General features: G+C 58.2%; 26 protein-coding genes and 2 tRNA genes. 12 read left to right on the top strand and 16 right to left on the bottom strand.

All coding sequences use genetic code 11. The features are described 5' to 3' along the window. Positions 1-7: 7 nt before the first annotated feature. Positions 8-553: a peptide-methionine (S)-S-oxide reductase MsrA gene (gene msrA, locus HFP51_RS01705; protein ID WP_176874033.1), complete on the bottom strand. Its 546-nt coding sequence runs from the start codon at positions 551-553 to the stop codon at positions 8-10. A 72-nt stretch (positions 554-625) separates the two neighbouring features. Then, positions 626-700: transfer RNA gene (locus tag HFP51_RS01700), tRNA-Gln, on the bottom strand. A gap of 119 nt (positions 701-819) precedes the next feature. Here HFP51_RS01700 and HFP51_RS01695 point away from each other — a divergent pair. Further along, entirely contained in the window at positions 820-1,809 is a 990-nt protein-coding gene (locus tag HFP51_RS01695) for an NAD-dependent epimerase/dehydratase family protein (protein WP_176874032.1), read from the top strand. A 14-nt stretch (positions 1,810-1,823) separates the two neighbouring features. Here the strand turns inward: HFP51_RS01695 and HFP51_RS01690 are convergent, their stop codons facing one another. Further along, positions 1,824-2,708, bottom strand: coding sequence for a branched-chain amino acid aminotransferase (locus HFP51_RS01690; RefSeq protein ID WP_176874031.1), 885 nt, complete (start codon positions 2,706-2,708; stop codon positions 1,824-1,826). Positions 2,709-2,778: 70 nt separating this feature from the next. Here HFP51_RS01690 and HFP51_RS01685 point away from each other — a divergent pair, with 70 nt between their 5' ends. Further along, positions 2,779-3,285, top strand: a complete 507-nt coding sequence (locus HFP51_RS01685; protein ID WP_176874030.1) for a MarR family winged helix-turn-helix transcriptional regulator — start codon at positions 2,779-2,781, stop codon at positions 3,283-3,285. 10 nt (positions 3,286-3,295) lie between these two features. Here HFP51_RS01685 and proC read toward each other — a convergent pair whose 3' ends face one another. The 5 genes from proC to HFP51_RS01660 form a co-directional block, all read right to left on the bottom strand. Then, positions 3,296-4,102, bottom strand: coding sequence for a pyrroline-5-carboxylate reductase (proC, locus tag HFP51_RS01680; RefSeq protein WP_176874029.1), 807 nt, complete (start codon positions 4,100-4,102; stop codon positions 3,296-3,298). A gap of 4 nt (positions 4,103-4,106) precedes the next feature. Further along, positions 4,107-4,616: a YbjN domain-containing protein gene (locus HFP51_RS01675; protein WP_176874028.1), complete on the bottom strand. Its 510-nt coding sequence runs from the start codon at positions 4,614-4,616 to the stop codon at positions 4,107-4,109. 116 nt (positions 4,617-4,732) lie between these two features. Then, positions 4,733-5,035 (bottom strand): accessory factor UbiK family protein, encoded by a 303-nt coding sequence (locus HFP51_RS01670; protein WP_176874027.1) that lies wholly within the window; start codon positions 5,033-5,035, stop codon positions 4,733-4,735. 51 nt (positions 5,036-5,086) lie between these two features. Continuing rightward, complete coding sequence (locus tag HFP51_RS01665; protein WP_176874026.1) at positions 5,087-5,632, bottom strand: TspO/MBR family protein; 546 nt, start codon at positions 5,630-5,632, stop codon at positions 5,087-5,089. 41 nt (positions 5,633-5,673) lie between these two features. Then, positions 5,674-6,423, bottom strand: coding sequence for a TlyA family RNA methyltransferase (locus HFP51_RS01660; protein WP_176876484.1), 750 nt, complete (start codon positions 6,421-6,423; stop codon positions 5,674-5,676). 86 nt (positions 6,424-6,509) lie between these two features. Here HFP51_RS01660 and HFP51_RS01655 point away from each other — a divergent pair, with 86 nt between their 5' ends. Next, positions 6,510-7,379, top strand: coding sequence for a hypothetical protein (locus tag HFP51_RS01655; protein WP_176874025.1), 870 nt, complete (start codon positions 6,510-6,512; stop codon positions 7,377-7,379). On the opposite strand, the gene dxs is transcribed toward HFP51_RS01655, so the two are convergent. The 3 genes from dxs to HFP51_RS01640 form a co-directional block, all read right to left on the bottom strand. Then, positions 7,376-9,307 carry a 1-deoxy-D-xylulose-5-phosphate synthase gene (gene dxs, locus HFP51_RS01650; protein ID WP_176874024.1) on the bottom strand — a complete coding sequence of 644 codons (1,932 nt, stop codon included), beginning with the start codon at positions 9,305-9,307 and terminating at the stop codon, positions 7,376-7,378. The two genes, HFP51_RS01655 and dxs, sit on opposite strands and share 4 nt — an antisense overlap. A 75-nt stretch (positions 9,308-9,382) precedes the next feature. Then, positions 9,383-9,847, bottom strand: coding sequence for a Fur family transcriptional regulator (locus HFP51_RS01645; protein ID WP_176874023.1), 465 nt, complete (start codon positions 9,845-9,847; stop codon positions 9,383-9,385). Between the two features lie 56 nt (positions 9,848-9,903). Continuing rightward, positions 9,904-10,272: a MerC domain-containing protein gene (locus HFP51_RS01640; protein ID WP_176874022.1), complete on the bottom strand. Its 369-nt coding sequence runs from the start codon at positions 10,270-10,272 to the stop codon at positions 9,904-9,906. Between the two features lie 164 nt (positions 10,273-10,436). On the opposite strand from HFP51_RS01640, the gene HFP51_RS01635 reads away from it, so the two are divergent. From HFP51_RS01635 to HFP51_RS01610, 6 genes are all read left to right on the top strand, one after another. Then, a complete protein-coding gene (locus HFP51_RS01635; protein WP_176874021.1) occupies positions 10,437-11,483 on the top strand; it encodes a COX15/CtaA family protein in 1,047 nt (348 codons plus the stop codon). Further along, complete coding sequence (cutA, locus tag HFP51_RS01630; protein ID WP_176874020.1) at positions 11,480-11,797, top strand: divalent-cation tolerance protein CutA; 318 nt, start codon at positions 11,480-11,482, stop codon at positions 11,795-11,797. The genes HFP51_RS01635 and cutA overlap by 4 nt, the downstream gene beginning before the upstream one ends. A 170-nt stretch (positions 11,798-11,967) precedes the next feature. After that, complete coding sequence (gene rplM, locus HFP51_RS01625) at positions 11,968-12,447, top strand: 50S ribosomal protein L13 (protein WP_176874019.1); 480 nt, start codon at positions 11,968-11,970, stop codon at positions 12,445-12,447. After that, the gene (rpsI, locus tag HFP51_RS01620) at positions 12,447-13,043 is read left to right on the top strand and encodes a 30S ribosomal protein S9 (protein ID WP_176874018.1); all 597 of its coding nucleotides are present in this window, start codon (positions 12,447-12,449) and stop codon (positions 13,041-13,043) included. The genes rplM and rpsI overlap by 1 nt, the downstream gene beginning before the upstream one ends. Before the next feature lie 104 nt (positions 13,044-13,147). After that, positions 13,148-13,978 (top strand): SDR family oxidoreductase, encoded by an 831-nt coding sequence (locus HFP51_RS01615; protein ID WP_176874017.1) that lies wholly within the window; start codon positions 13,148-13,150, stop codon positions 13,976-13,978. Then, positions 13,968-15,179 carry a threonine synthase gene (locus tag HFP51_RS01610; RefSeq protein WP_176876483.1) on the top strand — a complete coding sequence of 404 codons (1,212 nt, stop codon included), beginning with the start codon at positions 13,968-13,970 and terminating at the stop codon, positions 15,177-15,179. Before HFP51_RS01615 ends, HFP51_RS01610 begins: the two co-directional genes overlap by 11 nt. Before the next feature lie 38 nt (positions 15,180-15,217). Here the strand turns inward: HFP51_RS01610 and HFP51_RS01605 are convergent, their stop codons facing one another. Next, complete coding sequence (locus HFP51_RS01605) at positions 15,218-15,832, bottom strand: murein L,D-transpeptidase catalytic domain family protein (RefSeq protein ID WP_255454761.1); 615 nt, start codon at positions 15,830-15,832, stop codon at positions 15,218-15,220. 98 nt (positions 15,833-15,930) lie between these two features. Between HFP51_RS01605 and HFP51_RS01600 the strand changes: the two genes are divergently transcribed. Beyond that, positions 15,931-16,854, top strand: a complete 924-nt coding sequence (locus HFP51_RS01600) for a L,D-transpeptidase family protein (protein WP_176874016.1) — start codon at positions 15,931-15,933, stop codon at positions 16,852-16,854. Between the two features lie 59 nt (positions 16,855-16,913). On the opposite strand, the gene HFP51_RS01595 is transcribed toward HFP51_RS01600, so the two are convergent. Then, positions 16,914-18,920: a TonB-dependent siderophore receptor gene (locus HFP51_RS01595; protein WP_176874015.1), complete on the bottom strand. Its 2,007-nt coding sequence runs from the start codon at positions 18,918-18,920 to the stop codon at positions 16,914-16,916. 278 nt (positions 18,921-19,198) lie between these two features. On the opposite strand from HFP51_RS01595, the gene HFP51_RS01590 reads away from it, so the two are divergent. Then, complete coding sequence (locus HFP51_RS01590; RefSeq protein WP_176874014.1) at positions 19,199-20,845, top strand: methyl-accepting chemotaxis protein; 1,647 nt, start codon at positions 19,199-19,201, stop codon at positions 20,843-20,845. 12 nt (positions 20,846-20,857) lie between these two features. Here the strand turns inward: HFP51_RS01590 and HFP51_RS01585 are convergent, their stop codons facing one another. Continuing rightward, entirely contained in the window at positions 20,858-21,673 is an 816-nt protein-coding gene (locus HFP51_RS01585) for a DUF1499 domain-containing protein (RefSeq protein WP_176874013.1), read from the bottom strand. Positions 21,674-21,770: 97 nt separating this feature from the next. Between HFP51_RS01585 and HFP51_RS01580 the strand changes: the two genes are divergently transcribed. Further along, positions 21,771-21,844 (top strand) — tRNA-Gly (locus tag HFP51_RS01580). Between the two features lie 181 nt (positions 21,845-22,025). Here the strand turns inward: HFP51_RS01580 and HFP51_RS01575 are convergent. Further along, the gene (locus HFP51_RS01575; RefSeq protein WP_176874012.1) at positions 22,026-23,054 is read right to left on the bottom strand and encodes a M23 family metallopeptidase; all 1,029 of its coding nucleotides are present in this window, start codon (positions 23,052-23,054) and stop codon (positions 22,026-22,028) included. 273 nt (positions 23,055-23,327) lie between these two features. Next, positions 23,328-24,347 carry an AraC family transcriptional regulator gene (locus HFP51_RS01570; RefSeq protein ID WP_176874011.1) on the bottom strand — a complete coding sequence of 340 codons (1,020 nt, stop codon included), beginning with the start codon at positions 24,345-24,347 and terminating at the stop codon, positions 23,328-23,330. Positions 24,348-24,537: the final 190 nt, after the last annotated feature.

The following is a 24,537-nucleotide window of genomic DNA, read 5'->3' as shown; positions in this document are numbered from 1 at the left end:
GGCCGGATCAGGTCGCCGGCGCTTTTTTCAAGCGATCCTGGTAACTTCTACGGAACTTTTGGAGCTTGGGCGCAACCACCGCCATGCAATAGGGGTTTCGGCTCCCTTCCCGTTCAAAATAGTCCTGGTGATATTTTTCCGCCGGGTACCACTCGCTGAACGGTTCGATTGTCGTCACAATCGGATCGGGCCATTCGCTATCGGCGGCCTTGATGGCTTGCTGCGCAAGTTGCTCTTGCTCCGGTGAATGGGGGAAGATCGCCGAACGATATTGCGTACCCACATCATTGCCCTGGCGGTTGAGCTGCGTCGGATCATGGATATGGAAGAAAATGTCGAGCAGGTCGGCATAGCTGATCTGATCGCTATCAAATGTCAGACGCACGGCTTCTGCATGACCGGTGTTACCGGAACAAACCGAGCGATAATCGGGATTGGTCGTCTCGCCGCCAATATAGCCACTTTCGACATTGGTGACGCCAACCACGTCATTATACACAGCCTCGGTGCACCAGAAGCAGCCGCCGGCCAATGTTGCCTGTTCGGTCGTCATCGCAATCTCCTTTGCGTCTATCTTGTTAGAGATAGCGACGGAGCCCGCCCGATCAAGATGAAGGGTATCGGCTGGCTGGGGCGGCAGGGATCGAACCTGCGAATGGCGGCATCAAAAGCCGCTGCCTTACCACTTGGCCACGCCCCAGCAGCCGGGCGCCTATATAGCGACCCTTACGTCGAACGAAACCCCTATTCCCACCGCTATTCCGGCTGGCCAGACCCGGCGCGCAAAGCTAAGGCATCGGGCATATCGAGGAGATTGTAATGGGCGTTCTGGTTACCGGCGCTGCTGGCTTTATCGGCATGCATGTCTGTGAGCGACTGATTGCGCGCGGCGAGCAGGTGATCGGGATCGACAATCTCAACGATTATTATTCGGTACAGCTCAAAAAGGATCGACTGGCGAAACTCGCGGGCGACGCCTTCACCTTTGAAAAGGTCGATTTTTCCGATCATGCCGCGCTCGACAAGGCGCTCGACGGAAAGGCATTCGACCGGATCGTCCATCTCGGCGCGCAGGCTGGCGTGCGCCATAGCCTCACCCATCCGCGTGATTACATCACCGCCAACCTGATGGGGCATCTCAACATGATGGAGATTGCCCGTCACCAGGACATCGACCATCTGGTCTATGCCTCTTCGTCATCGGTCTATGGCGGCAATGAAGATTTTCCGTTCAGCGTCGATGACCGGGTCGACCATCCGGTGTCACTCTATGCGGCAACCAAAAAGTCCGACGAGCTGATGAGCGAAGCCTATAGCCATCTCTATCGCACGCCGATGACCGGGCTGCGTTTCTTTACGGTTTATGGCCCCTGGGGCCGGCCGGACATGGCGATGTGGATCTTCACCAAGGCGATCCTGGCCGGTGAACCGATCCCGGTGTTCAACCATGGCAATATGCGCCGCGATTTCACCTATGTGGACGATATCGTCACAGGCGTCATTGCAACGCTTGATCATCCGCCTGCTGACGATGGCGAGACCAAAGCCGGTGGCAGCAGCAAACCGCATGCAGTCTATAATATCGGCAACAACCAGTCAGAAGGTCTTGGTCATATGATCGACGTGCTCGAGGATGCGCTGGGCATGAAGGCCGAACGTGACCTTCAGCCGATGCAACCGGGCGATGTGATGGCGACTGCGGCCGATATCAGCGCGATCCAGAATGATCTTGGCTTCGAACCATCAACGCCGATCGCGGTCGGCATTCCAAAATTTGTCGACTGGTATCGCGACTATCACGGGCTGTGAGCGCAGGCTTAGCGCTAATAATTCCCCAGCTGGCCGCGGACGAGCTTTGAATAATCGTTCATCAGGGTGAGCGTCATCTCACCAACTTCGAAGTTCCACGGGCCGGCTTCGCGCACCGGCGTTACCTCTGCCGCGCTGCCGGTCAGGAAAAATTGCTCGAAACCTTCCAGCTCTTCGGGCCAGATATCGCGCTCGACCACCTTGATTCCGCGCTTCTTCGCAAGCCCCATCACCGTCTGGCGGGTTATGCCGTTGAGGAAGGAATCAGGCGTCGGCGTGTGGATGATGCCGTCCTGGATGAAAAAGGCATTGGCACCGGTCGCCTCGGCAACCTGTCCGCGATAATCCATCATCAGCGCATCGTCATAACCGCGATCGGCGGCGTGATGCTTGGACATGGTGCAGATCATGTAGAGCCCGGACGCCTTGGCATGAACCGGCGCGGTGTAGGGCGCAGGCCGCCGCCAGGGTGCGATATCTAAGCGGATGCCCTGTTCCTTGTCAGCAAAATAATCGCCCCACTCCCAGGCTGCGACAGCCACATGGGTTTGGGTAGCCTGGGCAGCGACGCCCATTTGTTCCGGTCCGCGCCAGGCCACCGGTCGCACATAGGCATCGACCAGATTATTGGCGGTCAGCACATCCCGACACGCCTGATCAATCTCTTCGACGCTGTACGGCATCGGCATTCCCATGATCTTTGCGGAGTTATGCAGCCGCTCGCTGTGACGGGTCAGTTCAAAGATTTCGCCGCCATAGGCGCGCTGTCCTTCGAACACGCTGGATGCATAATGCATGGCGTGGGTGAGAATATGGACGTTCGCTTCGCGCCACTCAACAAGCTGGCCATCCAGCCAGATTTTGCCGTCGCGGTCGTCATAGGGTTGGGCCTCGGCCATCGAATTGCCTCTTGGATGAGAATCAACGGGATATTGCACCCGGTTAGGCGCGCTGCCAAAGACGGTCAATATGGCGTCAGACCCGCGCAACCCTTCCGCTGCCTCTCCCCTCTTTTTGCGGGAGCCCGAGATCCGTCGCGGGATCGAGTTGCTATTCTTTGCCCATGCTGAGCTGATGCAAAGCGGAGACGCGATTCTCGCAGAAAACGGCTTGGGACGAGCGCATCACCGTGCTTTGTACTTCATCGCACGCAAACCGGATCTCGCAATTGGCGAGCTGATGACACTGCTGGGGATTACCAAACAATCGTTAGGCCGGGTGCTCGGCGAACTCGAAGATCGCGAGTTGATCGCCCGCAAACAGGGCCAGCGCGACCGTCGGCGTATCCTGATTCGCCTTACAGCGGCAGGCGAGACACTCGAGACCGAACTTTTCGCCGAATTCCGCAAGAAGATGGTCGCCGCATACAATGAGGCTGGCCCCGGAGCGGTGACAGGCTTCTGGACGGTGCTGGAAGAGCTGATGCCCGATGACGTACGCGAGCGAGCAGCAGACTTGGCGCGACGGAACGTCTAGCAGCAGCCGGTCAGCTTCGCGCTTCGGCGGCCATTTCCTGATTGCGTTTGGTTGCTGCATCGAGCGTCAGCCGAACCAGCTTGAGGAGCGCATCCTCGGCATCAAGAATATCAAGGCCACTGCGTGTTGAACCGCCGGGACTTGCCACACGATCGGCCAGAACGCCTGGATCTTCCGTCGACTCAGCCGCGAGCTCTGCCGACCCCTGCACGGTCGCCATGGCCAACCGCTGCGATTGTTCGGGCTCGAGCCCCAATGCAATTCCACCCTGCGCCAGCGCATCGATGAAACGGAACAGAAAGGCCGGGCCACTTCCGGACAGGGCCGTCACGACATCGAACAGAGCTTCATCAGCAATCCATTCCGCTACGCCGAGCTGGTCCATCAACCCGGCGACCAGCTGGGCACGGGAATCATCGGGATTCTCTGCAATCAGGCCAAGCGCCCCTTTGCATCGTGCCACTGGGGTATTTGGCATTACGCGGACGATCTGTCCCGCCTCGGGAAACGCAGCATTCAGCGTAGCAAGCTCAACGCCCGCCAAAATAGACATGACAATTGTCTCTGCACCTATGTGCGGGCGCAACGTTGGTCCGATATCGGCCAGCATATGGGGTTTGAAACCGAGCTGAACGATGGCCTCACCAAAACCGGCCACTGGCGGCGAGTCTGATTGCCCGACACCATCCGGCAGTGTCGGACCACCCGGATCTAATACGTGAAAACGATTGGGATCTTCGCCAGCGCGGAGCCAACCAGCCAGCATCGCACCGGCCATATTGCCGCAACCGATCAACCAGATCGGACGATCGGCCATCGCCTCAGGCCTCGCCAGCCGTGTCTATCAGAGCCGCCTCAAGCGCTTCCTGCGGCGTCTTGTCACCCCAGAGAACGAACTGGAATACGGGGTAGAAACGTTCGCATTCGTCGAGTGCCGCCTCGATCAAAGTTTCGGCCTGCTGCAGCGTCAACCCCGCCTCATTGGTGGTGTCGAGCAGGGCCGCATGACGGAACAGGATCATGCCTGATGCCGCCCACATTTCGAAATGTCCGAGCCATAATTGCTCGTTTACCAGCCCGAAAGTTTCATAGACCAACTGGCGCCGTTCCTCCGGAACGCGAATATCCGGAAGTGCCAGGAACTGCAGAACCCGATCATCGGCCCGCCATACAGCTCTCAGCTCATACTGCGTCCAGCTGCCTTTTACCGCGACAACGATCTCTTCATCACCATTGCGCTCGGATTGCCAACCATGGGCAGTAAAATAGTCCTCGAGCACGTCGAGAGGCGCATTTGCCAGCGTCCCTTCGCCATAATCTTCGAGGTTCATGCTATCTGCGTCCCACCCAGGTTTCCCATCCGCCGGAAGTGAAGAATCGGCGTGCGTCGCGCAACCAAGCGGACCAGAAAGCTGTGGACGAGAGCGAAGTGAAGCGATTGCGCTTTCTAGTTAGAATCGCTGCTCTTTTTCGTTGTTTTTGAGGCGGATGCCTTGCGCTTCGTAGGCGCCTTGGCAGCTTCGAGAGCGTCGAGCCGTTCCTTGAGCGCGTCCGCCTCATCTCGGGCGGCCGCCGCCATTTCCTTAACCGCCTCAAACTCTTCGCGGCTCACAAAATCCACGCCGCCGACGAAATCCTTCGCCTTTTCGCGCAGAGAGGATTCGGCTTCACGGCCAACCCCGGCCAATGTTCCGGCCGCGCTGTTCACCATTTTGACGAAATCGTCGATCAGCTTGTTTTCGGTTTGCATGGTAAGCTCCTGGGAATGATCCCGTCTAAGTGCGTTATTGGACTAATACAGTTATATCTGGGTACTCGTTGCGCCGACGACAAGGGTTTCGGCGTCAGGATTTAGGCGATCGATCTCAAAATTGAGCACTGCGGCAAAGCTTATCCATGCCAAATAGGGAAGCATCAGCCATGCGGCTACTCTGCGAACCCGCGCAAAAACCACCGTCGTTGCGACGGCCAGGCCGATCATCAGCAAGATCCAGAAAAAAGCAAAGCTCACCTGGTGCATCCCAAAAAAGATCGGGGACCAGAGGAGATTGACCAGGAGTTGCGCGACAAACAGACCGATCGCGATCCCGCGCCAGCGCGATCCGCGCGCCTGAATCACATTAACGAGTGCGAAGGCCATCAGCGCATAAAGGATCGGCCAAACGATGCCGAACAGATATGGCGGCGGCTGGAAAGACGGTTTTTCAAGCGCAGCGTACCAGCTCGTATCACCGGATCCTGACAGCGCACCGGCAAGCGAGCCGATCAACACGATCAACGGCACCAGGACCAGCGCCCAGCGCAGGAATGACATTCGCAGCTGCCCTTTGGTGGCAATGCCAACCATATCGCGACTCTCCCTTTACGGTGTTCCAGCCTTCGTTAGCGTCAACTCGCGACGCTTTCCAACCGTTCCGCTCCAATCAAAAATTCGACATTCCCTTGAGGCCCCGTAATTGGGCTCGGAGTGGTGTCGATCACGTGCCAGCCGCTGGCCGTGAGCCAATCCGCCACCTCGGTACATACCCGGTCATGAACCGCAGAATCACGGACCACGCCACCCTTGCCAACTTCACCGCGACCAGCTTCGAATTGCGGCTTGATCAGAGCAACCAGGCGCGTACCATACTTCGAATATTTAAGAGGTGTTTCCAATACTTTAGTAAGTGATATGAAGCTTGCATCACAAACAATGATATCGGCAGTTTCAGGGATATCATCAGGCGTTAGATGCCGTGCATTGGTCTGTTCGAGGACAATGACGCGGTCGTCATCGCGCAACTTCCAAGCCAGCTGGTTGGTTCCGGAATCCACCGCATAGACGCGCAGTGCACCCTGGCTCAGCAGCACATCGGTAAAACCGCCGGTGGACGAACCAACATCGATCGCTATGGCCCCCTCGCCCGTCCATCCGAAATGTTTCAGGCCGTGGTCGAGTTTGATTCCGCCGCGCGAGACCCAGGGATGATCGCGACCCCGCACTTCAAGAGGTGCATCGGGCGCGACCGGCTGACCCGCCTTCTCAATCCGGTGTTCACCGGAGAAGACTGTACCTGCCAGAATGAAAGCCTGGGCACGCGAGCGGCTCTCCGCCAACCCGCGTTCGACCAAAGCTTGATCCGCCCGCATCTTCGCCATTTGCGTCTCTCTTTGTAGCCACTCAATACACAGCCGTTTAGCAGAAACCATTGCTCTGTCTGCCTGTTTGGAGGAAATGAGACCGCATGGTGTTTCCGGTTGAGACCGACTACCGCCGATGGCGGCAGAAAGAGTATCGATACAGCCTGGATGAGTTTCTGGCGCTCAGTGATTTGCCGTCAGGTCTAATCATGATTGACTACGGCTCGGTAGAGCTGGCGCTATTGGTGAAGAATCGCGGGGCGGCCGCGAACTTCTATGGTTTCCATGCAGCGCAGAGCCCCCTCACCCGCCAACCAGTGCCCTATTTCCAAGGCCGTAAGGTCGCGCCGAGACGGATGAACCAAATCCTGATTAGCGATCCTTCTCTCTATCTCGATGATAATGTGCGCGTCGGATGGTTCCTCGGTAACAAATATTGCGATCTGGCAAACGATCTGCCGCGTGTGATGGACAAGATTGATGCGCTGACAGGCACGGACAAGCGGCTTTTATGGGGCAATAGCGCGGGCGGCACAGCGGCGCTGATATACGGACGACCGCAAGACATTGCTGTGGTGATGAATCCGCAGATAATCCTCCGCAATTTTACATGGAGCCGCGTCCAGCCCTGGCTCCTTCACGGCTGGGATATCGAGGAATATTTTGAAGGCCAGGCTTATGGCGATCAATTTCTCGATCTCAGAGACCAGGTGACTGTTGGTCGGATTGTCTATTGTCAGAATGAACATGATGATCATGTCGAGCTGCAGCTACGGCCATTGGCAGAGACGCTCGGCGTTTCGGCTGAAAGCGGCGATGATGGCCGATTCAAACTGATCCTGGGTGATTGGGGTAAGGGCCATATTCCGCCCTCGTCGGATATCCAGCAACAGATTGTCGGTGAAGAGGTTGAACGAATGCTCGGCAAACCTCGCGGTTTGCTTGCACGCCTCCGGGCATTGAAGTCAGCTTAGGCGCGCTCGCCCAACTCTTCGACATTCACACTGTTGTGGCGCAGCGCCTTGAGCGCCGTATCGACAATGCCGTCGGCATCAAGACCGGCCATCGCATACTGCTTTTCCGGCTTGTCCTGATCGATGAACTCATCCGGCATGCGCATCGTGCGAACGGTAAGCCCGGCATCGGTTAGCCCGTCATCGCTGGCCATAGTCAGCACATGCGCACCAAAACCGCCGATACTTGCTTCTTCGATGGTAATCGCCACTTCATGGCTCGTCAGCAATTGGCGGATCAAATCTTCATCGAGCGGTTTGGCAAAACGCAGATCGGCGACCGTCGTGCTCAGCCCCATCGCCTCGAGCCGGTCGGCAGCCGTTTTCGCTTCTTCCAGTCGCGCACCCAGCGATAAGATCGCGACCTTGCTACCGTGGCGCACAATGCGACCTTTTCCGATTTCCAGCTTTTCGGGCGTTTCGGGGATCGGAACGCCGACACCCGCTCCGCGCGGATAGCGGACAGCAATCGGCCCAGTGTCATGTTCAGTCATGGTGTGGACCATATGGGTGAGCTCGGCCTCGTCAGCCGCCGCCATCACCACGAAATTCGGGAGTGTAGCCAGATAGGCGAGATCAAAACTGCCCGCATGGGTCGATCCATCCGCACCGACAAAACCGGCCCGGTCCATCGCGAAACGCACTGGGAGATTCTGGATCGCCACATCGTGGACGACCTGATCATAGGCGCGCTGCAAGAAGGTTGAGTAGATAACCGCAAATGGCCGCATGCCTTGGGCTGCAAGGCCGGCAGCAAAAGTCACTGCATGTTGTTCGGCAATCCCGACATCAAAGGAGCGATCGGGAAAAGCTTCGCCAAATTTGTCGACGCCCGTACCGCCAGGCATTGCCGCGGTAATCGCACAGACCCGCTCATCCTTCTCGGCTTCGGCGATCAGGGCATTGGCAAACACACCGGTATAACTCGGAGGACCGCCGCCCGGGCCTTTATCTTGTTTGCCGGTAACAACATCGAATTTGGCGACGCCATGATATTTGTCATCCGATTCTTCGGCATAGGAATAACCTTTGCCCTTTTGCGTCACGACATGGATGAGGCACGGGCCTTCCGCTGCATCGCGCACATTTTCGAGGACCGGAATGAGCTGGTCCATGTCATGGCCATCGATCGGGCCGACATAGTAAAAACCAAGCTCTTCGAACAAGGTACCGCCAGTGACCATGCCGCGCGCATATTCATCGGCTTTCTTCGCCGTCGTCTGGAGCCGCTTGGGCAGTTTCTTGGCAACCCGCTTGGCGATTTCGCGCAGGCCGAGAAATTCGTGCGAGGAAATCAGGCGCGCCAGATAGCCGGAGAGGCCGCCAACCGGGGGCGCGATCGACATGTCATTATCGTTGAGGATGACGACCAGCCGATTGCCAGCCGCTTCCGCATTGTTCATCGCTTCATAGGCCATGCCAGCGCTCATGGCGCCGTCACCAATGACCGCAATGCCTTTGCCGGGCTTGCCGGCGAGCTGGTTGGCAGTCGCAAAACCGAGAGCCGCAGAAATTGATGTCGAGCTGTGCGCGGCACCGAACGGATCATATTCGCTTTCCGAACGCTTGGTGAATCCCGAAAGCCCGCCACCCTGGCGTAACGTACGGATTCTATCGCGGCGGCCCGTCAGCACTTTATGCGGATAGCATTGATGGCCAACGTCCCAGACCAGCCGGTCTTCGGGCGTGTTGAATACATAGTGGATGGCTGCTGTCAGTTCGACCACGCCCAGACCCGCCCCCAAATGGCCGCCGGTCACGGACACTGCGGCAATCACCTCTTGCCGCAATTCATCGGCAAGCTGACGGAGCTGATCAGGCTTTAAGTTTCGAAGATCTGCCGGATACTCAACCTGGTCGAGCAACGGGGTATCGGGACGATCGGACATGTATAACGCAACCTTTCTCGATTCGCCGTAATAAAGCCGACAATCACCGGTGTCGAACCTGCCAATTGGTTCAGGCTAGCCGCATGCAGAACACAGGCCGCGCACTTCGATCACCGGACGTTCCGGATTGAAGCCTTGGCGCTTGGCCGCAGCGCGCACTCCATCGGACAATGTATCGTCATCGAGATGGGTCGTTTCTCCGCAGCTATCGCAAACGAGGAAGATGCAATCATGCAAGCATTCCGGGTGCCGATTGGCAAGATAAGCGTTCGCGCTTTCAATGCGGCGAGCGACATTGGCGGCGGTAAACAAGTCGAGGATCCGGTAAACACTGTTCGCGGCGACACGGCGCTCCTGGGCATTGGAAACAGCTTCCGCGATGTCATAGGCCGAGGCCGGCCGCTCAAAGGCAGCGAGCGCATCGAACACGGCTGCGCGCATCTTGGTCCATTGCTCGCCCGATTTTTCGAGCGCTGTTTTTGCGGCGTCGGTAAGCGCCTCGCCCTCATACAATATGTGCGTGTGATGATTGTGAGCCATGGTTCAAAGGTAGGCGCGATAGGGCGGGTTCGCAATCCCCGGCCGGGTTTCAGCGCTTAACGATAGGCTCTGCGATTGAGGTCATGGCCAAGCGCCAGCAACGCCACTCCAACCACGGTGTAGACAAGCTCCATATCGCCATGCGGCAGCGAGAGTGCGCCCGCCATCGTGCCAACGCCAAGCGAACTGATCGAGACCGGGAGCATATAGCCATGCTGGAGAGCGCCACGACCGATCGCGATCACGCCAAAGCCAATCGCGATGATCAGGCCGACTTCATGAACGACCGGATCGAGCAAAACCCCGCCAGCCGATGCAGCCAACGCAAAGAAGACCGCCCCGGACAGGCAATGGACGATACACAGGCCCGAGAGCCATATGGCCCAGCGGTCGAGCATTCCATTTTCTGTCGCCAAAAGTGGCATTCGGCCCAATTCCTTGTTTGCATAGGCTAAGACGGGCCGACTCAATCGAACCCGCACTGGCAAGATATGTTATTACACGAAGGATACAATATCACACAACCAAAAAAACATGGGCAAAAGATCAGGTTGGCTTTCGGCGCGCGGACGCATATCTGCGCGGGATCATGACCAGCACGGCCCTTTCCAGCGAAACTGCAAGCATTGGTCGGCCACGCGCCATTGCCTGGTGGTTGCTGGGCGTCGCCGGGCTGGTTTTCGTCATGGTTGTGGTCGGCGGGATTACCCGACTGACCGAGTCCGGCCTCTCCATGGTCCGCTGGGAGCCGATTTCAGGGATCATTCCGCCACTCAATGCCGAGGAATGGCAGGCTGAACTCGATGCCTATCGCGCGACGCCGGAATATCAGCAGGTCAATCGCGGCATGTCGATGGCCGAATTCCAGGCGATCTTTTTCTGGGAATATGTCCATCGCGTGCTGGGTCGGCTGATCGGCCTGGCCTTTGCCCTGCCCCTCGCCTGGTTCTGGATCAAGCAAGCAATTCCGTCCGGATACAAGCTGCGCCTCACCGCGCTTCTCGCCCTGGGTGGTTTGCAGGGTGCGATTGGCTGGTGGATGGTTGCCAGTGGCCTGATCGACCGCCCAGATGTCAGCCATGTCCGGCTCGCCGTCCATCTGATGACCGCGCTGTTCATTCTTGGGGGGCTGGTCTGGACCGCCCTCGATCTGTTCGCGCTGGACAAGGATCGCAGCGCCCGGCCTGCGCGAATGACGGTTTATGGATTTGTCGTGATCATCATCCTGACCATCCAAATTATGTGGGGTGCCTTTGTGGCCGGCCTCGGGGCAGGATATGCATTCCCAACCTGGCCGCTGATGGGCAATGAATTCTTCCCCGCCAACACGCCGATGCTCGAAAGCGCGTGGCGTAATCTGGTCGACAATCCGATCGTTGTGCAGTTCGCCCATCGCTGGTGGGCCGTGGTTACCGTTATCGCGCTTGTCTGGCTCGCGCGCAAAGTCCGGCAGGATCACCGCATGGCTTCGGTGGCCATCCATAGCGCCTTTGGCACCCAGTTCCTGCTCGGCATTGCGACCCTACTCACTGGCATGAACATTATCGTCGCCACATCGCATCAGGCAGTCGGTGCGCTGGTCGTGATCACGACGGCCTGGGGCGCGCATATCATCGGACGGCAGCAAAAGGCATGAGCGACATCGCAACCGTCTATGCCGTGTTCGGATCCGAAGACGAAGCGAAGCAGATCGGCGAGGCCATGGTCGAGCAACGCCTCGCCGCGTGCGTCAATATCCTCGGGCCCGCACACTCCATCTACCGCTGGGATGGGAAAATCGAGCGTGCCGAGGAAGTCCCGGCCCTATTTAAGACGACGCGGGATGCGGCCAATCAGCTGATAGCTGCGATTGCCGAAGCCCATAGCTATGACCTGCCTGCAATCTGCCTTTGGCCGATCGACAGGACGCTCGCCCCCTATGCCGAATGGGTGAATGTGCAGATCGATTAGCGTCGCAAAAACTCGCTATGGTATCATGATACCCGTCAGGAAAGCCGCACTCTGCTTGACGTAGCGCAAATTTCCCGCCATCAGGCCGCCCGAAACGCTGCTCCTATGGAGTGGCGTATCTGTTTTTTTACGCAAGCCGGGGCGCAGAGCCCCTTATGGAGGTTGAGGCCATGAAGGCGCTCACGAAATCAACCCGCTCGGCCAATAAGTCCGAAGTGGAGAAAAAATGGGTGTTGATCGACGTCGACGGTCTCGTCGTTGGTCGCGCCGCTGCGGAGGTCGCCAAGATCCTGCGCGGCAAGCACAAGCCGACTTTCACGCGGCACGTCGATTGCGGTGATAATGTCATCATCATCAATGCCGCCAAAGCCCGCTTCACGGGCAACAAGACCACCGACAAGATTTACTACAAGCATACCGGTTATCCGGGTGGCTTGAAGGAAACCACGCCGGAACGGATCCTTGAAGGCAAGAACCCGGAACGCGTGTTCCAAAAAGCCGTTGAGCGGATGATCCCGCGCGGCCCGCTTGGTCGCCAGCAGATGCGCAACCTGCGCGTCTTCGCCGGCGCCGAGCATCCGCACGAGGCTCTGAAGCCCGAGGTAATCGATCTCGGATCCCGCAATCGCAAGAATAAGGTGGGCGCATAATGGCCGACAAGAAATCGCTTTCCGATCTGAAAGAGATCACCGAGGCTGCTGAAGCCGATACCAAGACCGAAGAAACAGCTGCACCTGCTGCTGAAGCTGAAGCAGAGGCCACCGCCGACGCTCCAGCCGAAGAAGCCGCTGCTGAAACGGTTGAAGAAGCCGCTCCCCCGGTCGAAGAAACCCCGCTCCGCGAGCAGGAAATCGACGATCTGGGCCGTGCCTATGCAACTGGCCGTCGAAAAGACGCCGTTGCTCGTGTCTGGTTGAAGCCGGGCAAGGGCACGATCACGGTCAATGGCCGCGATCAGTCCACATATTTCGCACGTCCGTCGCTGCGTCTCGTCATCAACCAGCCGTTCGATATCTCGGATCGCCGGGGTCAGTATGACATCATCGCAACCGTCAAGGGCGGCGGACTGTCCGGCCAGGCCGGTGCGGTCAAGCACGGTATCAGCCAGGCGCTTTCGCGCTATGAGCCGGCGCTGCGCGGCACGATGAAGGCAGCCGGGTTCCTGACCCGCGACAGCCGTGTTGTCGAGCGTAAGAAATATGGTCGGGCCAAGGCGCGTAAGAGCTTCCAGTTCTCGAAACGCTAAATCCCAACAGCCACTATTCTTCGAAAAGGCGGTCGCGCGAGCGGCCGCCTTTTTTCGATCCTGCTTTGCGCCCGGCTCGCAAGGCGGCTATCGCCTAGGGCCTTATGAAATATGCAGATCTCAAAGATAGCTGGGCGCTGGTAACCGGCGCCGCCGATGGCATCGGCCTCGCCCTTGCCGACTCCTTTGCCGCCGCCGGTGCCAATATGGTCCTCGTCGATATCCGAGACGAAGCGCTTGAAAGCGCCACTGCACAGCTCTCCAAACATGGTGTCGAGATACGCGCCGAGATGGCCGATGTCAGCGATCGCGAGGCGATGATCGATCTTGCCGCGCGCTTGGCTGCCGGTGGCATCGTGCCGCGCATGCTTTGGATTAATGCCGGCGTCGGCGCCGCTGCGCGTCTCTCGGACGGCAAGGAGAAAGCCATCCGCTGGGTCTATGATGTCAATCTTTTCGGCACGATCTGGACAGCCCAGGCCTTTATTCCGGCTATGCGCGAACTTGATGCGTCAGCGCATATCGGCGTTACGGCATCCAGTGCGACATTGGTGCCGGTCGATGGCCCCTTCCCGCTCTATGCGGCATCCAAATATGCCACCGCCGCTGTCGGCGAAGGCTTGATGAGCGAGCTGGCTGATAGCGAAATCGGCGTCACCATCCTCTGCCCGGGCCTTCTCAACACCGGCATCTGGAACAGCGGCCGGGCGCGGCCAGATCGTTTTGGCGGTGCGCGGGAACTGGACGACAGCGCAGGCGAATATTGGCATCAGGCGAAAACACCGGACATTCTGGCAGCGCCGGTCAAAGAAACTGTCGAGAGCGGTGGTGGCTGGTGTGTCGTACAGACCGAGCCAGGAACCCGGGACGCATTCGATGGCCGGAACTCTGCCCGAGCGGCTCAATGGACGGATTTATCGAACAATGCTGAGTGAAACTGACATCGAAGCGACCAGCTATTTCACCCATCTCGAATGCACGCGCACAGGCGAACGCGTCGAGGCTGGCCAGCTCCATAATCTCTCTCCAGCCGGCGCGCCGCTCTTCGCCCGCTACGATCTGGAAGCGCTGGCCAAGAACCTGACCCGCAAGACTTTTGCCGAGCGACCGGCAAGCTTCTGGCGCTATCGCGAATTACTGCCGGTGAGAGATGCGGCGCACATCCCGGCGCTGGGCGAGAGCTTCACCCCGCTTGTCCGCCTTAACCGATTTTCGGATGGCAATGTGATCGTCAAAGATGAAGGGCGTTTACCGACCGGCTCCTTCAAGGCGCGCGGGCTCGGCATGGCGATTGCCGTTGCGAGTGAGCTTGGCGTGAAGCGCGTTGCTATGCCGACGAATGGTAATGCGGGTGCGGCGATGAGTGCCTATGCCAGTCGTGCGGGCATGGAGAGCTATATTTTCTGTTCCAATGACACGCCCGATCTCAACATTGCCGAGACGGCACTGCAGGGCGGCAAGGTCTGGCGGACCAATGGGCAAATCGATGAGTGTGGCAAGTTCGTCCACGCAGGCGAAGAACCGATGGGATGGTTCAATATGTCCACCTTGCGCGAGCCCTATCGTGTCGAAGGCAAGAAAACGATGGGCATCGAGTTGTTAGAACAGCTCGATTGGGAAATGCCCGACATCATCTTCTATCCGACCGGCGGCGGCACCGGCCTGATCGGCATGTGGAAGGTCTTTGCCGAACTGGAAGCGACCGGTCTGATCGGTTCGGAGCGACCCCGCATGGTCGCAGTCCAGGCAAGCGGTTGCGCGCCAATTGTGAAAGCCTGGAATGACGGCGCGGAATCGGCCGAGCGCTGGGAGAATGCCAAAACCGGCGCTGCGGGTATCCGGGTTCCTTCCGCATTGGGCGATTTCCTGATCCTGCGCGCGGTGCGAGAATCTGGCGGTTTTGCGATGGCGGTAGAGGAAGAGGAAATATTCGATGCCCGCGCTCAGATTGCGGCGGATGACGGGCTATTGCTCTGTCCCGAAGGCGCAGCCACCGCCGCAGCCTATAGCAAGGCCCGCGCCGCTGGTTTGATCGATGCGACGGACCGCGCAATCCTGTTCAACTGTGGAAATGGTCTCAAATATTCCATGCCCGGAGATGCGCCCTTAATGGACGTGCGCGGCGCGGTCGACTAGGATGAAATTGCCAAGGTGTGACCGGCTAGATCGCAGCCTTACACCTTGTCGACATAGATCATCCGCCCTGCGCCAAGCTGATCGAGGATCGTCTCGATCTCGGTCGGCGCAAAGGCGAAACAGCCTTCGCTGCGTCCGACGCGTCCCTGCTGGCGGACAATATCCTCGCCAACATACCAGGCGGGGTGGATGACGATCGCGCGGGCTTCGGCATTGCTGTTCTGGGGATCGAGACCCTGCAATCGGCGCGAAGCACCATGCGTACCCTCATAGCGCCGTGCAGTCAGATAGGTGCCGGCAGACGAGGCCAGCGATCCCGGACGATTGGAAAAGCGCTGGACATAGCCGCTATGGCTCGGGTCGGACCCGCGCCCATGCGAAACAAGAAATGCTCGGCTGCGCCCAGTGGCACGATCGATAACGAAGAAGCGCGCATCGCCGGAATGCGCGGCATAATCTACCACACCGATCCGATCATCGTGCGTGAATTGAGCGCGATGACGATCAAATGCTGCCCTTGCCCGCTGCATCAACAGTTCGGGGGGACCGGAATTGTCCGGAGAATTATTTGAGCGATTGGCGTGTAACCCGGTGGCGCCGATGGCTGCCACGGCCCCGCCAATCAACAGATTGCGACGCGAAATATGATCCATATCAATTTCAATTTGGGGATTTGCGTCCATATTCGCAAGACTATGGAGAGGCATTTGCACTGGAATTCTGCGCTATTCGCCGCAAAAAACGAAAGCATATGGGTATGAAAGCAGCCTCGCTGATCCGCGCTTTTCTCGCGGTTCTCCTGATTTTCAGCACGTCATCTCTGCACGCCGAATCTGACGGAACGACGCGCTCACCGGCTCAGCCCTTCCTGGACCTCGTGCTCGATTTCCAGCGCCATCCGCATTATTGGGCACTGCACGCTGCCCATGCGGTCGAGGAGGATCCCCTCCGCCGTCGAGCACTGGCCGTGAACATGGCACGCTGGCTGGAGATGCCGAATGACCTCGGTTCCCGCTATCTGCTCGTCAATATTCCGGCATTTGAACTGACCTATTGGGAGAATGGCGAGGTTATCGACCGCCGCCCGGTCATAGTCGGTACGACGCGCACACCAACCCCGCCGCTATCAGCGACCGTCAGTGGCGTCGTCCTCAATCCCTGGTGGGAGATCCCAACCAGCATCGTTCGGGAAAGCGTCGGGGCATTAGTCCGCAATCGACCAGCCGTCGCCAGAGCGCGCGGTTATGTCGTCCAAAATGGCCGCTATCGCCAGCGCCCCGGGCCGGGAAATGCGCTCGGGCAGATGAAGCTGGTAATGCCCAATCCGCAGAGCATCGGCCTGCACGACACGCCGAACCAGGATCTCTTCACCCGGCCTGTCCGCGCCTTTAGCCATGGCTGTATTCGCGTCAGCGACGCCCTCGGCTTCGCCACGCTGGTGCTTGAACGCGATGCGGGATGGGATCGGGACAGGGTCGATCAGGTGATCGCCACCGGACGAACTCAAACCATCGACCTCATCCACCCAATGCCGGTCTACATCATTTATCACACGGTTGATCTGGATGCTGCCGGCGCCATCCGTTTCCATCCTGACACCTATAATCGCGACCAGAGCGCGACGGTCGCCAGGTTAGATGTCGCTGGATCGGAATGTGAATTGGGATTGGGGTAGCGTGATCAGGACCCCGGGATTGTCAGATATCGTGGACTGACCAAAGCGCCGCACTCCGCCTAGAAACTGCCCTCGACGGTCAAGGTGAAGATCGTGCCGAAGTTTCGGAAGCGATTTTGGCGGAAGGCGACATCGTTGGTCAGGCGGTCATTGAAGATTGTGCGGAACGTATCATTGTCGCGGTCCAGGACATTGGAGACGGATGTCCGGACAGTGAGGTCGAAAACATCCTTATGCTCGACAAATATCGACGCGAAGGCAAAACTTTCGCGACCGACGCTGGTTTCGTCAAGCCGCACGTCTGCCGATTCCTCATCATAGAAAAAATCGAAACCGGCGGCCCAGTCAGATCCTGGAAAGTCCTGGCGGAAATCGACATTGAGACTGAAGGTTTCGGTGTCCGAAATCTGACGCGGCGTGCCGAGCAACGGATCAAGCACCTCGGATTCCACCAATGCGATCGCGAGATCCAGCCGTGCACCTGGCCAACCGATAGGATCGGACAGCAAGGTCAGATCAGCCGACACACCGAACCGTTGCGCTGAATCGATATTGCCGGGTGCCTGACCGCCGCCGACAATCGGAATCTGATCGACAATATCTTCAAAATCCTCGGCGGATCCCCGCACAGTGATTGAACCAAAATCACCCAGGGACTGGTTGACTTCGACTTCGAGTAGCCAGCTTTGCGGGGGCACGAGATTGACATTGCTGACATCAACCTGCCCCTCATTGACGTTAATCGACGCCACAAAGTCCGAAAAGCTCAGCTGACCAACCACACGCTCCAACCGAGTCGAGACAGTCAGGTTGTCATTGGCGTCCCAATCGAGCGCGACAAATCCCTTTGGCCGCACAAAACTGCGGGTAAGGCCAACATCGCCGCTTTGCGTAATTCTCGAATATTCCGCGCCCAATGAGGTTTGCAGATGCAGGTCCGAGCCAAGCTCGCGCGCATAACTGAGCGTTAGTTCCCCGCGATCTTCTTCAACCCGTGAAGATGAACCCAGAAAATCGACCGGTTGTAGATCACCATCCGCGTCGCGCTGCTCGAGATCCGCTTCGATATCAAGACTGTTGCGCGCGCCTTCCAACGAAAACTGCCAATTCCCGCCGAGCGCAGCAAAGGCATATTCAGACCGGAGAATTGTCTCGGCCTCATCCGCTTCTTGTGTAAAGACCGAGCCTGCCATCGGTCGGCCATCGGCAAATTCGACATCGACCCGATCGACCGACGGGCTATTTTCAAATCGCCGCAAGCCGATGACCTTGAGCCGGCCGCCGCCAAGGGCAAACTCATAATCGGCGCCAATCTCATAGCTGAACTCATCTTCGGTCTCGCGAAGGAGGCGAAGGCGATCGACGTCAATCGCCCCACTGCGCTCAGAAACTTCGTTTCGGCGGACGAAGAATAGCTGTGCTTCGCCGTTTACATTCAGGACATTCCCGTTTGCAGCGGTACGCGAAAAGGAACCGGAAATAGATGGCCGATCGGTATTCTGGTTATTCTGCTCCTGCCGCGTATCGAGCAGCGCACCAGCGCCATCGAACAGGAATTCCGGTCCAGCATCACCGCGGCGATTTTGGTCATTGGCGAGGCTCAACGTCCATTCGCTATTTTCGCCACCACCCGACACAGTGATTTCCGCTTCACCCCAGCGAAAGGGTGTACCGGATGACCGAAACTGCGGTGAGACCCGAAACTGTCCGCTAATGCCGCCGCTGTTGGCGGTGATGACATTGAGCACCTGGCCAGACAGTCCGCCGATATCAAGGCCGGCGCCATCGACAATCTCCAAGCGCACGACATCCGCAGCGGAGATACGCGACAAGGCTTCGACAGGGCCATTGGACTTACCCGATACCCGCCGCCCATTGATCAGGACATTGGTGTCTGCCTGGCCTAATCCGCGATCATCGCCACCTTCGCGGACGGAAAAGCCTGGGATCTGATTGACCATGTCGAGCGCATTGCGCGGAGCAAATTGCGCAAAATCCGCCGGGACAAATGATCTCCGGGCAGTCGTCTCGGATCCAATATCGGTCTCATCCTGAACAGTCGCCAAACTCGGTTGATGGAGAGCAATTAGGGCGCCGAAACATACGAACCCACTAGGTCGGTAATACATCTGAAAGCCTTGGATTCGCGTTTGGGTCTGTTGGAGGGAGGGTCGGAAGAAATTAGGCAGGCGGATCGCATCGATTTCAACCGACTAGGGCCGAATAAAGGGCGCTACCATGAATTCCGATATGTACCAATGGCCATCCGCCACCCCCATTTGGTTAACGGCATTTTTACCCGTGGCCCGCTAGGGTCGAGCTCTATTGTTACGGGGCACGACTCTTGCGGAACGAAGGCAAACAGACGGCTCAGAATTATTGGTCCGGTGATCCGCGTTTTTACTGGCGCGAACTGGTGCGTGTCAGCGCACGTCCGAACACCTATCGTTTCCGCGCCCTCCAGAACCAGATCCGCTCGGCAACCCGCTCCTATTATGGCCTTTTGCCGGCCGCGCTCGTTTTCGTGCCGCTGCTGATTTATCTCTATTCCGACATTACCCAGCTGACGATGCTTATTGTAGGCGGAGCGCTTGTCGCTGCCAGCTCGATTTTCGGGCTGATGACCATGTCGAAGGGCAAGGTCGAAACCGGGGTCGAAGCGCCTCGCAAGCTCATCCTCACGCTCTGCGTAAACGGCTTTATTGCCGCGATCGGCTGGTGCCTGATGCTCAGCGCACTCTATTTTGGCGGCAATGAGGAAACTCGGGTCTTCGTCCTAACGATGCAGGTCGGGCTGATCTGCACCGGAGCACTGATGTTCATCAGCCTGCCCTCGGCCTTTGCCTGTTTCTCCATTCCGCTTGCGATCAACCTGATCGTCAATGTGGTTCTGCGCGATGCGACGGCACAATGGATCATGTTTCCGCTGCTCACTATCTTGCTCGTCATGCTGATCCGTACGGTAGTCGATCAGTCGAGTCAGCTCGTTGCAAACAGCATGGCGATGGAAAAGCTCACCCGATCAGAGTCCGAACGTCGCTCGCTGCTCGAAGCGGAACGCAGCCGGGCCGAAGAAGAGAAAAAACGCGAAGTCGATAGCGCCCAATCCCTGCTCGCCGAACGCGAACGGATGGCAGAACAGCGCCACAAGGAATTGCTCGAACTGGGTGAACGTTTCAAACAATCAGTCGTCCGTGTGGCGAGCAGCCTTGGCGATGCGATCGCCAAACTCGATACGTCCTCGACTGATCTCGCTCGTCTTTCTGCTGAAACCAGCCAGGATGCAGGCAAGGTGTCCGACCGGGCGTCTGGCGCCAACAGCGCGGTGCAGACTGTCGCCAGCGCCGTGCAGCAACTCGATGCATCGGTCAGCGAGATATCCGAACAGATCGGCAATGGCCTGTCACTCAACACCACCGTGTCGCAAGCTGCTGACGAAAGCGATGCCGCGATGAAGCTGCTCATCGAGCGCACCCAGGGCATCGGCAAAATCGTTGCGCTGATCTCCGAGATTGCCGGGCAGACAAATCTGCTGGCCCTCAACGCGACGATCGAAGCCGCACGCGCCGGTGAAGCCGGTCGCGGATTTAGCGTGGTCGCCCAAGAGGTGAAATCATTGGCGCAGCAGACAACCGAGGCGACTGATAATGTCGATCGCCAGCTGCGCGAAATCGAAGATGCCGTCCAGCAAGCTGTTGGCGCGATGTCCAAGGCGACCGGAGAGATTAGCGGTATTACCGAGATTTCAAACTCGATCGCCGCAGCCGTGATGCAGCAGCGCGAGGCGACCCGGAACATTGGCGACAACAGTATCCAGGCAGCGCAAGACACAGACGATGTGCAGCAGAATATTCAGCGTGTCGCGGGCGCGGCTCGCAACAGCGGTGAATTGAGCGCAGATGTCAGCCGGACGGCGGAAAGCCTCGCCGAACAGGCTGATGCACTGCGCGAGGCAACCACCGCATTTCTGGACGAATTGCGCGCCGCCTGAGGCGCCGTCCGACTATCCCGCCGTTGCTGCTTCCAGGTCCGCAAGGAACGCGCGGATCCGATCACCGTTCACACCAAGATCGCTGATACCCACCCGGCTCACCGAGCGCATATGGACAATGCTGCCCTCGCCATTGGGATTGGGCGTAATGCGCAACACGACATCATCCTTGAAACGATAGATGGATACTGTTTCGGTGGCTTCGACGCGGCCAGTCGCCGGATCGGCAACGGCCAGTTCCCAGCCCCGCTCGGTTACCAGCTGCTCGGCAGCGGCTACCGCGTCTGGCACGGACACCGGCACGATAATCGGCTGAATGTCGGCATAGCCTTCCTCATGCCACATCCGCCACCGCGCCGCATTGTCGAGATCGGACATATCCGCGCGATCGCCATCCGGCACGACTTCGCGATTATCGGATCGCAGGGTCAGTGTATCAAAGGCTGGCGGGTTGGAGAGATCGGTTGTGATGTCATGGATTGGCGGAACCGTCGCCGCTTTGCCGAAGCTGTAGGAGGTATAGCCGACAAAGCCCACCGCCACGAGAATGGCGATGAGCGGCCACAGCATGGCCCGGAAATTCTTGGAGAATAGGGCAATGATCACGGCCACCAGCGAGAGTGCACCTCCGCCCATCGCCGCATAGGTCAGGTTACGCAGCGATCCGAGGCTCGTTACCCAGCCGATGATGCCAGCGCCAGTTGCCAGCGCCATGACAACAGCAAGCACGGGCGCGCCAATACCAAGGATCACGCCGATCCGCCTTATCCATTTCGAAATCGGGCCGAGTTTTGGCTCATCCGCTGCTGCGGCTGTCGTATCCGTCATGACATCACTCCCCTGTTTCGCTGTTCTCTAGCAGCGCCGCGGCGGCACGCAAAGCATGGACAAAGCCCGGCACCTTTGCCACAGACGCGCCCCGGACGCGGGTGTAGCTCAATGGTAGAGCAGCAGCTTCCCAAGCTGACGACGAGGGTTCGATTCCCTTCACCCGCTCCAATTTTTTCAATAGCGTCGGCACGAAACGTCCGCTTCTGGCCGAAAGCGGACATTCATTGGCGCGGCTAGTTGTCCAATCGAGACAGATAGTCCCGTTGTAAGCGATAAGCGATTCTTATTGTCGACGTTTGCAGATTTGATCCAGAAATGCCGGTTCTTGAACCCGGATTGTGACAGGATATCACTCCTGCCGGCGAACAAAGATCCCGGCGTCCTGGCCACCAAAGGTTTCGCGCATATTGCCGAACCTAAGAGGGAGGCTACGGCTGTAGAAGGGATCGGGGCCGTCATTGGCCTGGACATGGAGATGGACAACCGAGCTGTCACCGGTATCGCCGACCGCGCCGATGACATCGCCCTGGTTGACCCGGTCGCCGACCTGCACCGTAACACTGTCGGCGGCGAGGTGGCCGTAGGTGGTATATTCGGTGCGGCCGTCAGGGAGATAATGGCGCAGGGTCACATAATTACCGGCGAAGGCACGGCGGAAGTTGATCTGGATCTCTCGCATACGTGCACTCTGGATTCGCCGCATCGCCTCCTCCCGGGCTTCGTCCTCGCGGACCGTGTGAAAAACGCGATCTTGGATTGCATCCGATACTACTGTGATTACCTCACCGTCGGCTGCCGCGAGCACATCCTCGCCATACCCGAAACTATTGTCGGCGACCGTGTCGTCACCCTCATGTAACGCACCGTCAGCCCCAAGCTTGAAGAAATCGAGCGCAAATTCGTTGCTTGGGATACGGCGATGGTGACTGCGCTGGCCAGGTAGGCCGCGCATATTCCAGACCCCCCTCAGCGGGAAGGCATAGTGTTCGCCCGCTTGAAGAATGACTCTTCCAGTGGCGGCTGCTGAGCGGTCGCCATAGCCAACCGTCACGCTGACGCTGTCGGGCACCGTCGAGGATACGATATAGTTTGACATTGCGAGCAGTATCTCGCCAGGCTCAAGCACGGCATCGGTAGACAATGTTGGCGTAGTCTCGTCGAAGCGGTCGAGGCCTGCTTGGTCAAGCAACTGGAGTGCAAGGAAAAGACCCATACCGTTCGCCGCCATCCCTGCCATCTCGGCGGTGCCGTCCACTGCACCTGTCAGATCCACCCAGTTACTCGACGTAACTACGCCATCGCTCGAGAGGTCGATCCGGATTGAACTAACCTCCGCAGGTTCGTCACCGCGGTTGATGATTGCGATATTCTGAATCATCAGGTCGACTCCGCGCTGCCCGTCAAGCGCGAGGGCGTATACCGGATCTGACGGAACCAATTCGACCCTTAGATCGGCTTCAGCGAGGGCGGGATGAGCGACTGAGGCAAGTACAGCGATGATGGAAGTGCGCGACAAGCAGTTCATTGATTTACCTTTCGATCAAAATCTGACCGGAAAGTATCGGTGTGTTGGATTAGCCGTCGTCCTGATGCGCGTATCAGGACTCAAATCCGTGTCCGGAAACACACATCAGGCCTCCCAAAACTGGAATTACCGACGATACTCTGTTGGCGATGTCCCGGTCTGGCGCTTGAAGGCGGCGTTGAATGCCGATTTCGACCCGAAGCCGGAATCGAGCGCGATACTGAGCACCCGCGCTTGCTTGTCTGCGACCAGCAGTGCTTGTGCGTGTTCGATCCGCTTGCGGTTGACGAACTCGAAGAAATTAACCCCGCCCTGGCCGTTAATCGCTTCCGACAGCTCGCGCGGCAATACGGCGAGCCGGTCAGCGAGTTCCGCCAGCGTTAAGTCTGGATCACGATATAGCGCCTCCTCTGCCATCAGCTCTTTGGCTCGGGCGAAGAGATCGACGCGATCTTCCTCCGACAACGTCGAATCCTTGTAGCGAACCGGGGCCATTGTGGAGCGTTGGCGCAGAAAGTCGGCGAGCGCGAGGACAGCAAGGAAGGTCACGAACAAGAAATGAGCGCCGTTGAGAATTAGGAAGCCGACCGGGCGCAATGCCGCCGGTCCGATGGTCAGGAACAGATGGAGGAGAAACACTGCCGCCCAACCGGCCATCAGATTACCGAGCCACGCGAGATTGCGTCCCTCGATCCTCGAATACCAGTCGCGCAGCGCGATGCCATGGTTCTTCAGCAGCACAAAGACGGCAACTATATAGCCGAGTTGCAGCACATCACCGAGAATCGGGATCACCAGGCGGTTTGCAGGTCTTGCCAACCCGTCGCTCAAAAACACGGCGCGCTCGACGGGGCCGGCCGCGTAGACATTGATCGTAAGATAGAGTGCATAGGCAGCAAAGGGCAGCAAGTGGAACCAATCGCTCCGACGAAGCGCGAAATCAGGCTGGACCCGCGAGCGGACATAGAAGTAAAGCGCCGGTGTCACGAGCACTTGAAAGGGCGCGAGGACAAATGCGAAGTTCGGCAGCATTTCGAGCCCGCCAAGCATTTGGAACAGCTGATCGGCCTTGGTCGCAGCAAGCAGAAGCAAAACAACGGCGAGATAGAGATTCGTGCGATTGGCGCGAAAGCGAGCCGAAAACATTACAGAGCTGAAACATAGTGCCTGCAGCAAGGTCGCCCCAGCCAAAACCAACGCAACAAGGAAGATAGGGGGCGTACCAGCCATCGCTAGATGGATTGCCGAGCAAAGCTCTACATGTCAAAGGCTCGAGACCAGCCCTTTGCTGAAATCGGCCAATGTCCGCTATGGGTGGAAAGCGGACATTGCTGTG

The organism is Parasphingopyxis sp. CP4, from assembly GCF_013378055.1.
In the GTDB taxonomy this organism is placed as follows: Bacteria; Pseudomonadota; Alphaproteobacteria; order Sphingomonadales; family Sphingomonadaceae; genus Parasphingopyxis.
Note: the sequence above shows the minus strand (reverse complement) of the source record. Positions and strands in the feature narration are given on the sequence as shown.

Bases quoted from the DNA above. Each gene is read 5' to 3' on its own strand.
- HFP51_RS01585 (WP_176874013.1), bottom strand. From the start codon at position 21,673: ATGACGGATACGACAGCCGCAGCAGCGGATGAGCCAAAACTCGGCCCG.
- rpsI (WP_176874018.1), top strand. From the start codon at position 12,447: ATGGCCGACAAGAAATCGCTTTCCGATCTGAAAGAGATCACCGAGGCT.
- HFP51_RS01570 (WP_176874011.1), bottom strand. From the start codon at position 24,347: ATGTTTTCGGCTCGCTTTCGCGCCAATCGCACGAATCTCTATCTCGCC.
- HFP51_RS01665 (WP_176874026.1), bottom strand. From the start codon at position 5,632: ATGGTTGGCATTGCCACCAAAGGGCAGCTGCGAATGTCATTCCTGCGC.
- HFP51_RS01690 (WP_176874031.1), bottom strand. From the start codon at position 2,708: ATGGCCGAGGCCCAACCCTATGACGACCGCGACGGCAAAATCTGGCTG.
- HFP51_RS01605 (WP_255454761.1), bottom strand. From the start codon at position 15,832: ATGGATCATATTTCGCGTCGCAATCTGTTGATTGGCGGGGCCGTGGCA.
- rplM (WP_176874019.1), top strand. From the start codon at position 11,968: ATGAAGGCGCTCACGAAATCAACCCGCTCGGCCAATAAGTCCGAAGTG.
- HFP51_RS01670 (WP_176874027.1), bottom strand. From the start codon at position 5,035: ATGCAAACCGAAAACAAGCTGATCGACGATTTCGTCAAAATGGTGAAC.
- proC (WP_176874029.1), bottom strand. From the start codon at position 4,102: ATGGCCGATCGTCCGATCTGGTTGATCGGTTGCGGCAATATGGCCGGT.
- cutA (WP_176874020.1), top strand. From the start codon at position 11,480: ATGAGCGACATCGCAACCGTCTATGCCGTGTTCGGATCCGAAGACGAA.
- HFP51_RS01685 (WP_176874030.1), top strand. From the start codon at position 2,779: ATGGCGTCAGACCCGCGCAACCCTTCCGCTGCCTCTCCCCTCTTTTTG.
- msrA (WP_176874033.1), bottom strand. From the start codon at position 553: ATGACGACCGAACAGGCAACATTGGCCGGCGGCTGCTTCTGGTGCACC.
- HFP51_RS01600 (WP_176874016.1), top strand. From the start codon at position 15,931: ATGGGTATGAAAGCAGCCTCGCTGATCCGCGCTTTTCTCGCGGTTCTC.
- HFP51_RS01655 (WP_176874025.1), top strand. From the start codon at position 6,510: ATGGTGTTTCCGGTTGAGACCGACTACCGCCGATGGCGGCAGAAAGAG.
- HFP51_RS01615 (WP_176874017.1), top strand. From the start codon at position 13,148: ATGAAATATGCAGATCTCAAAGATAGCTGGGCGCTGGTAACCGGCGCC.
- HFP51_RS01660 (WP_176876484.1), bottom strand. From the start codon at position 6,423: ATGGCGAAGATGCGGGCGGATCAAGCTTTGGTCGAACGCGGGTTGGCG.
- HFP51_RS01645 (WP_176874023.1), bottom strand. From the start codon at position 9,847: ATGGCTCACAATCATCACACGCACATATTGTATGAGGGCGAGGCGCTT.
- HFP51_RS01575 (WP_176874012.1), bottom strand. From the start codon at position 23,054: ATGATTCAGAATATCGCAATCATCAACCGCGGTGACGAACCTGCGGAG.
- HFP51_RS01610 (WP_176876483.1), top strand. From the start codon at position 13,968: ATGCTGAGTGAAACTGACATCGAAGCGACCAGCTATTTCACCCATCTC.
- HFP51_RS01675 (WP_176874028.1), bottom strand. From the start codon at position 4,616: ATGAACCTCGAAGATTATGGCGAAGGGACGCTGGCAAATGCGCCTCTC.
- HFP51_RS01640 (WP_176874022.1), bottom strand. From the start codon at position 10,272: ATGCCACTTTTGGCGACAGAAAATGGAATGCTCGACCGCTGGGCCATA.
- HFP51_RS01695 (WP_176874032.1), top strand. From the start codon at position 820: ATGGGCGTTCTGGTTACCGGCGCTGCTGGCTTTATCGGCATGCATGTC.
- dxs (WP_176874024.1), bottom strand. From the start codon at position 9,307: ATGTCCGATCGTCCCGATACCCCGTTGCTCGACCAGGTTGAGTATCCG.
- HFP51_RS01635 (WP_176874021.1), top strand. From the start codon at position 10,437: ATGACCAGCACGGCCCTTTCCAGCGAAACTGCAAGCATTGGTCGGCCA.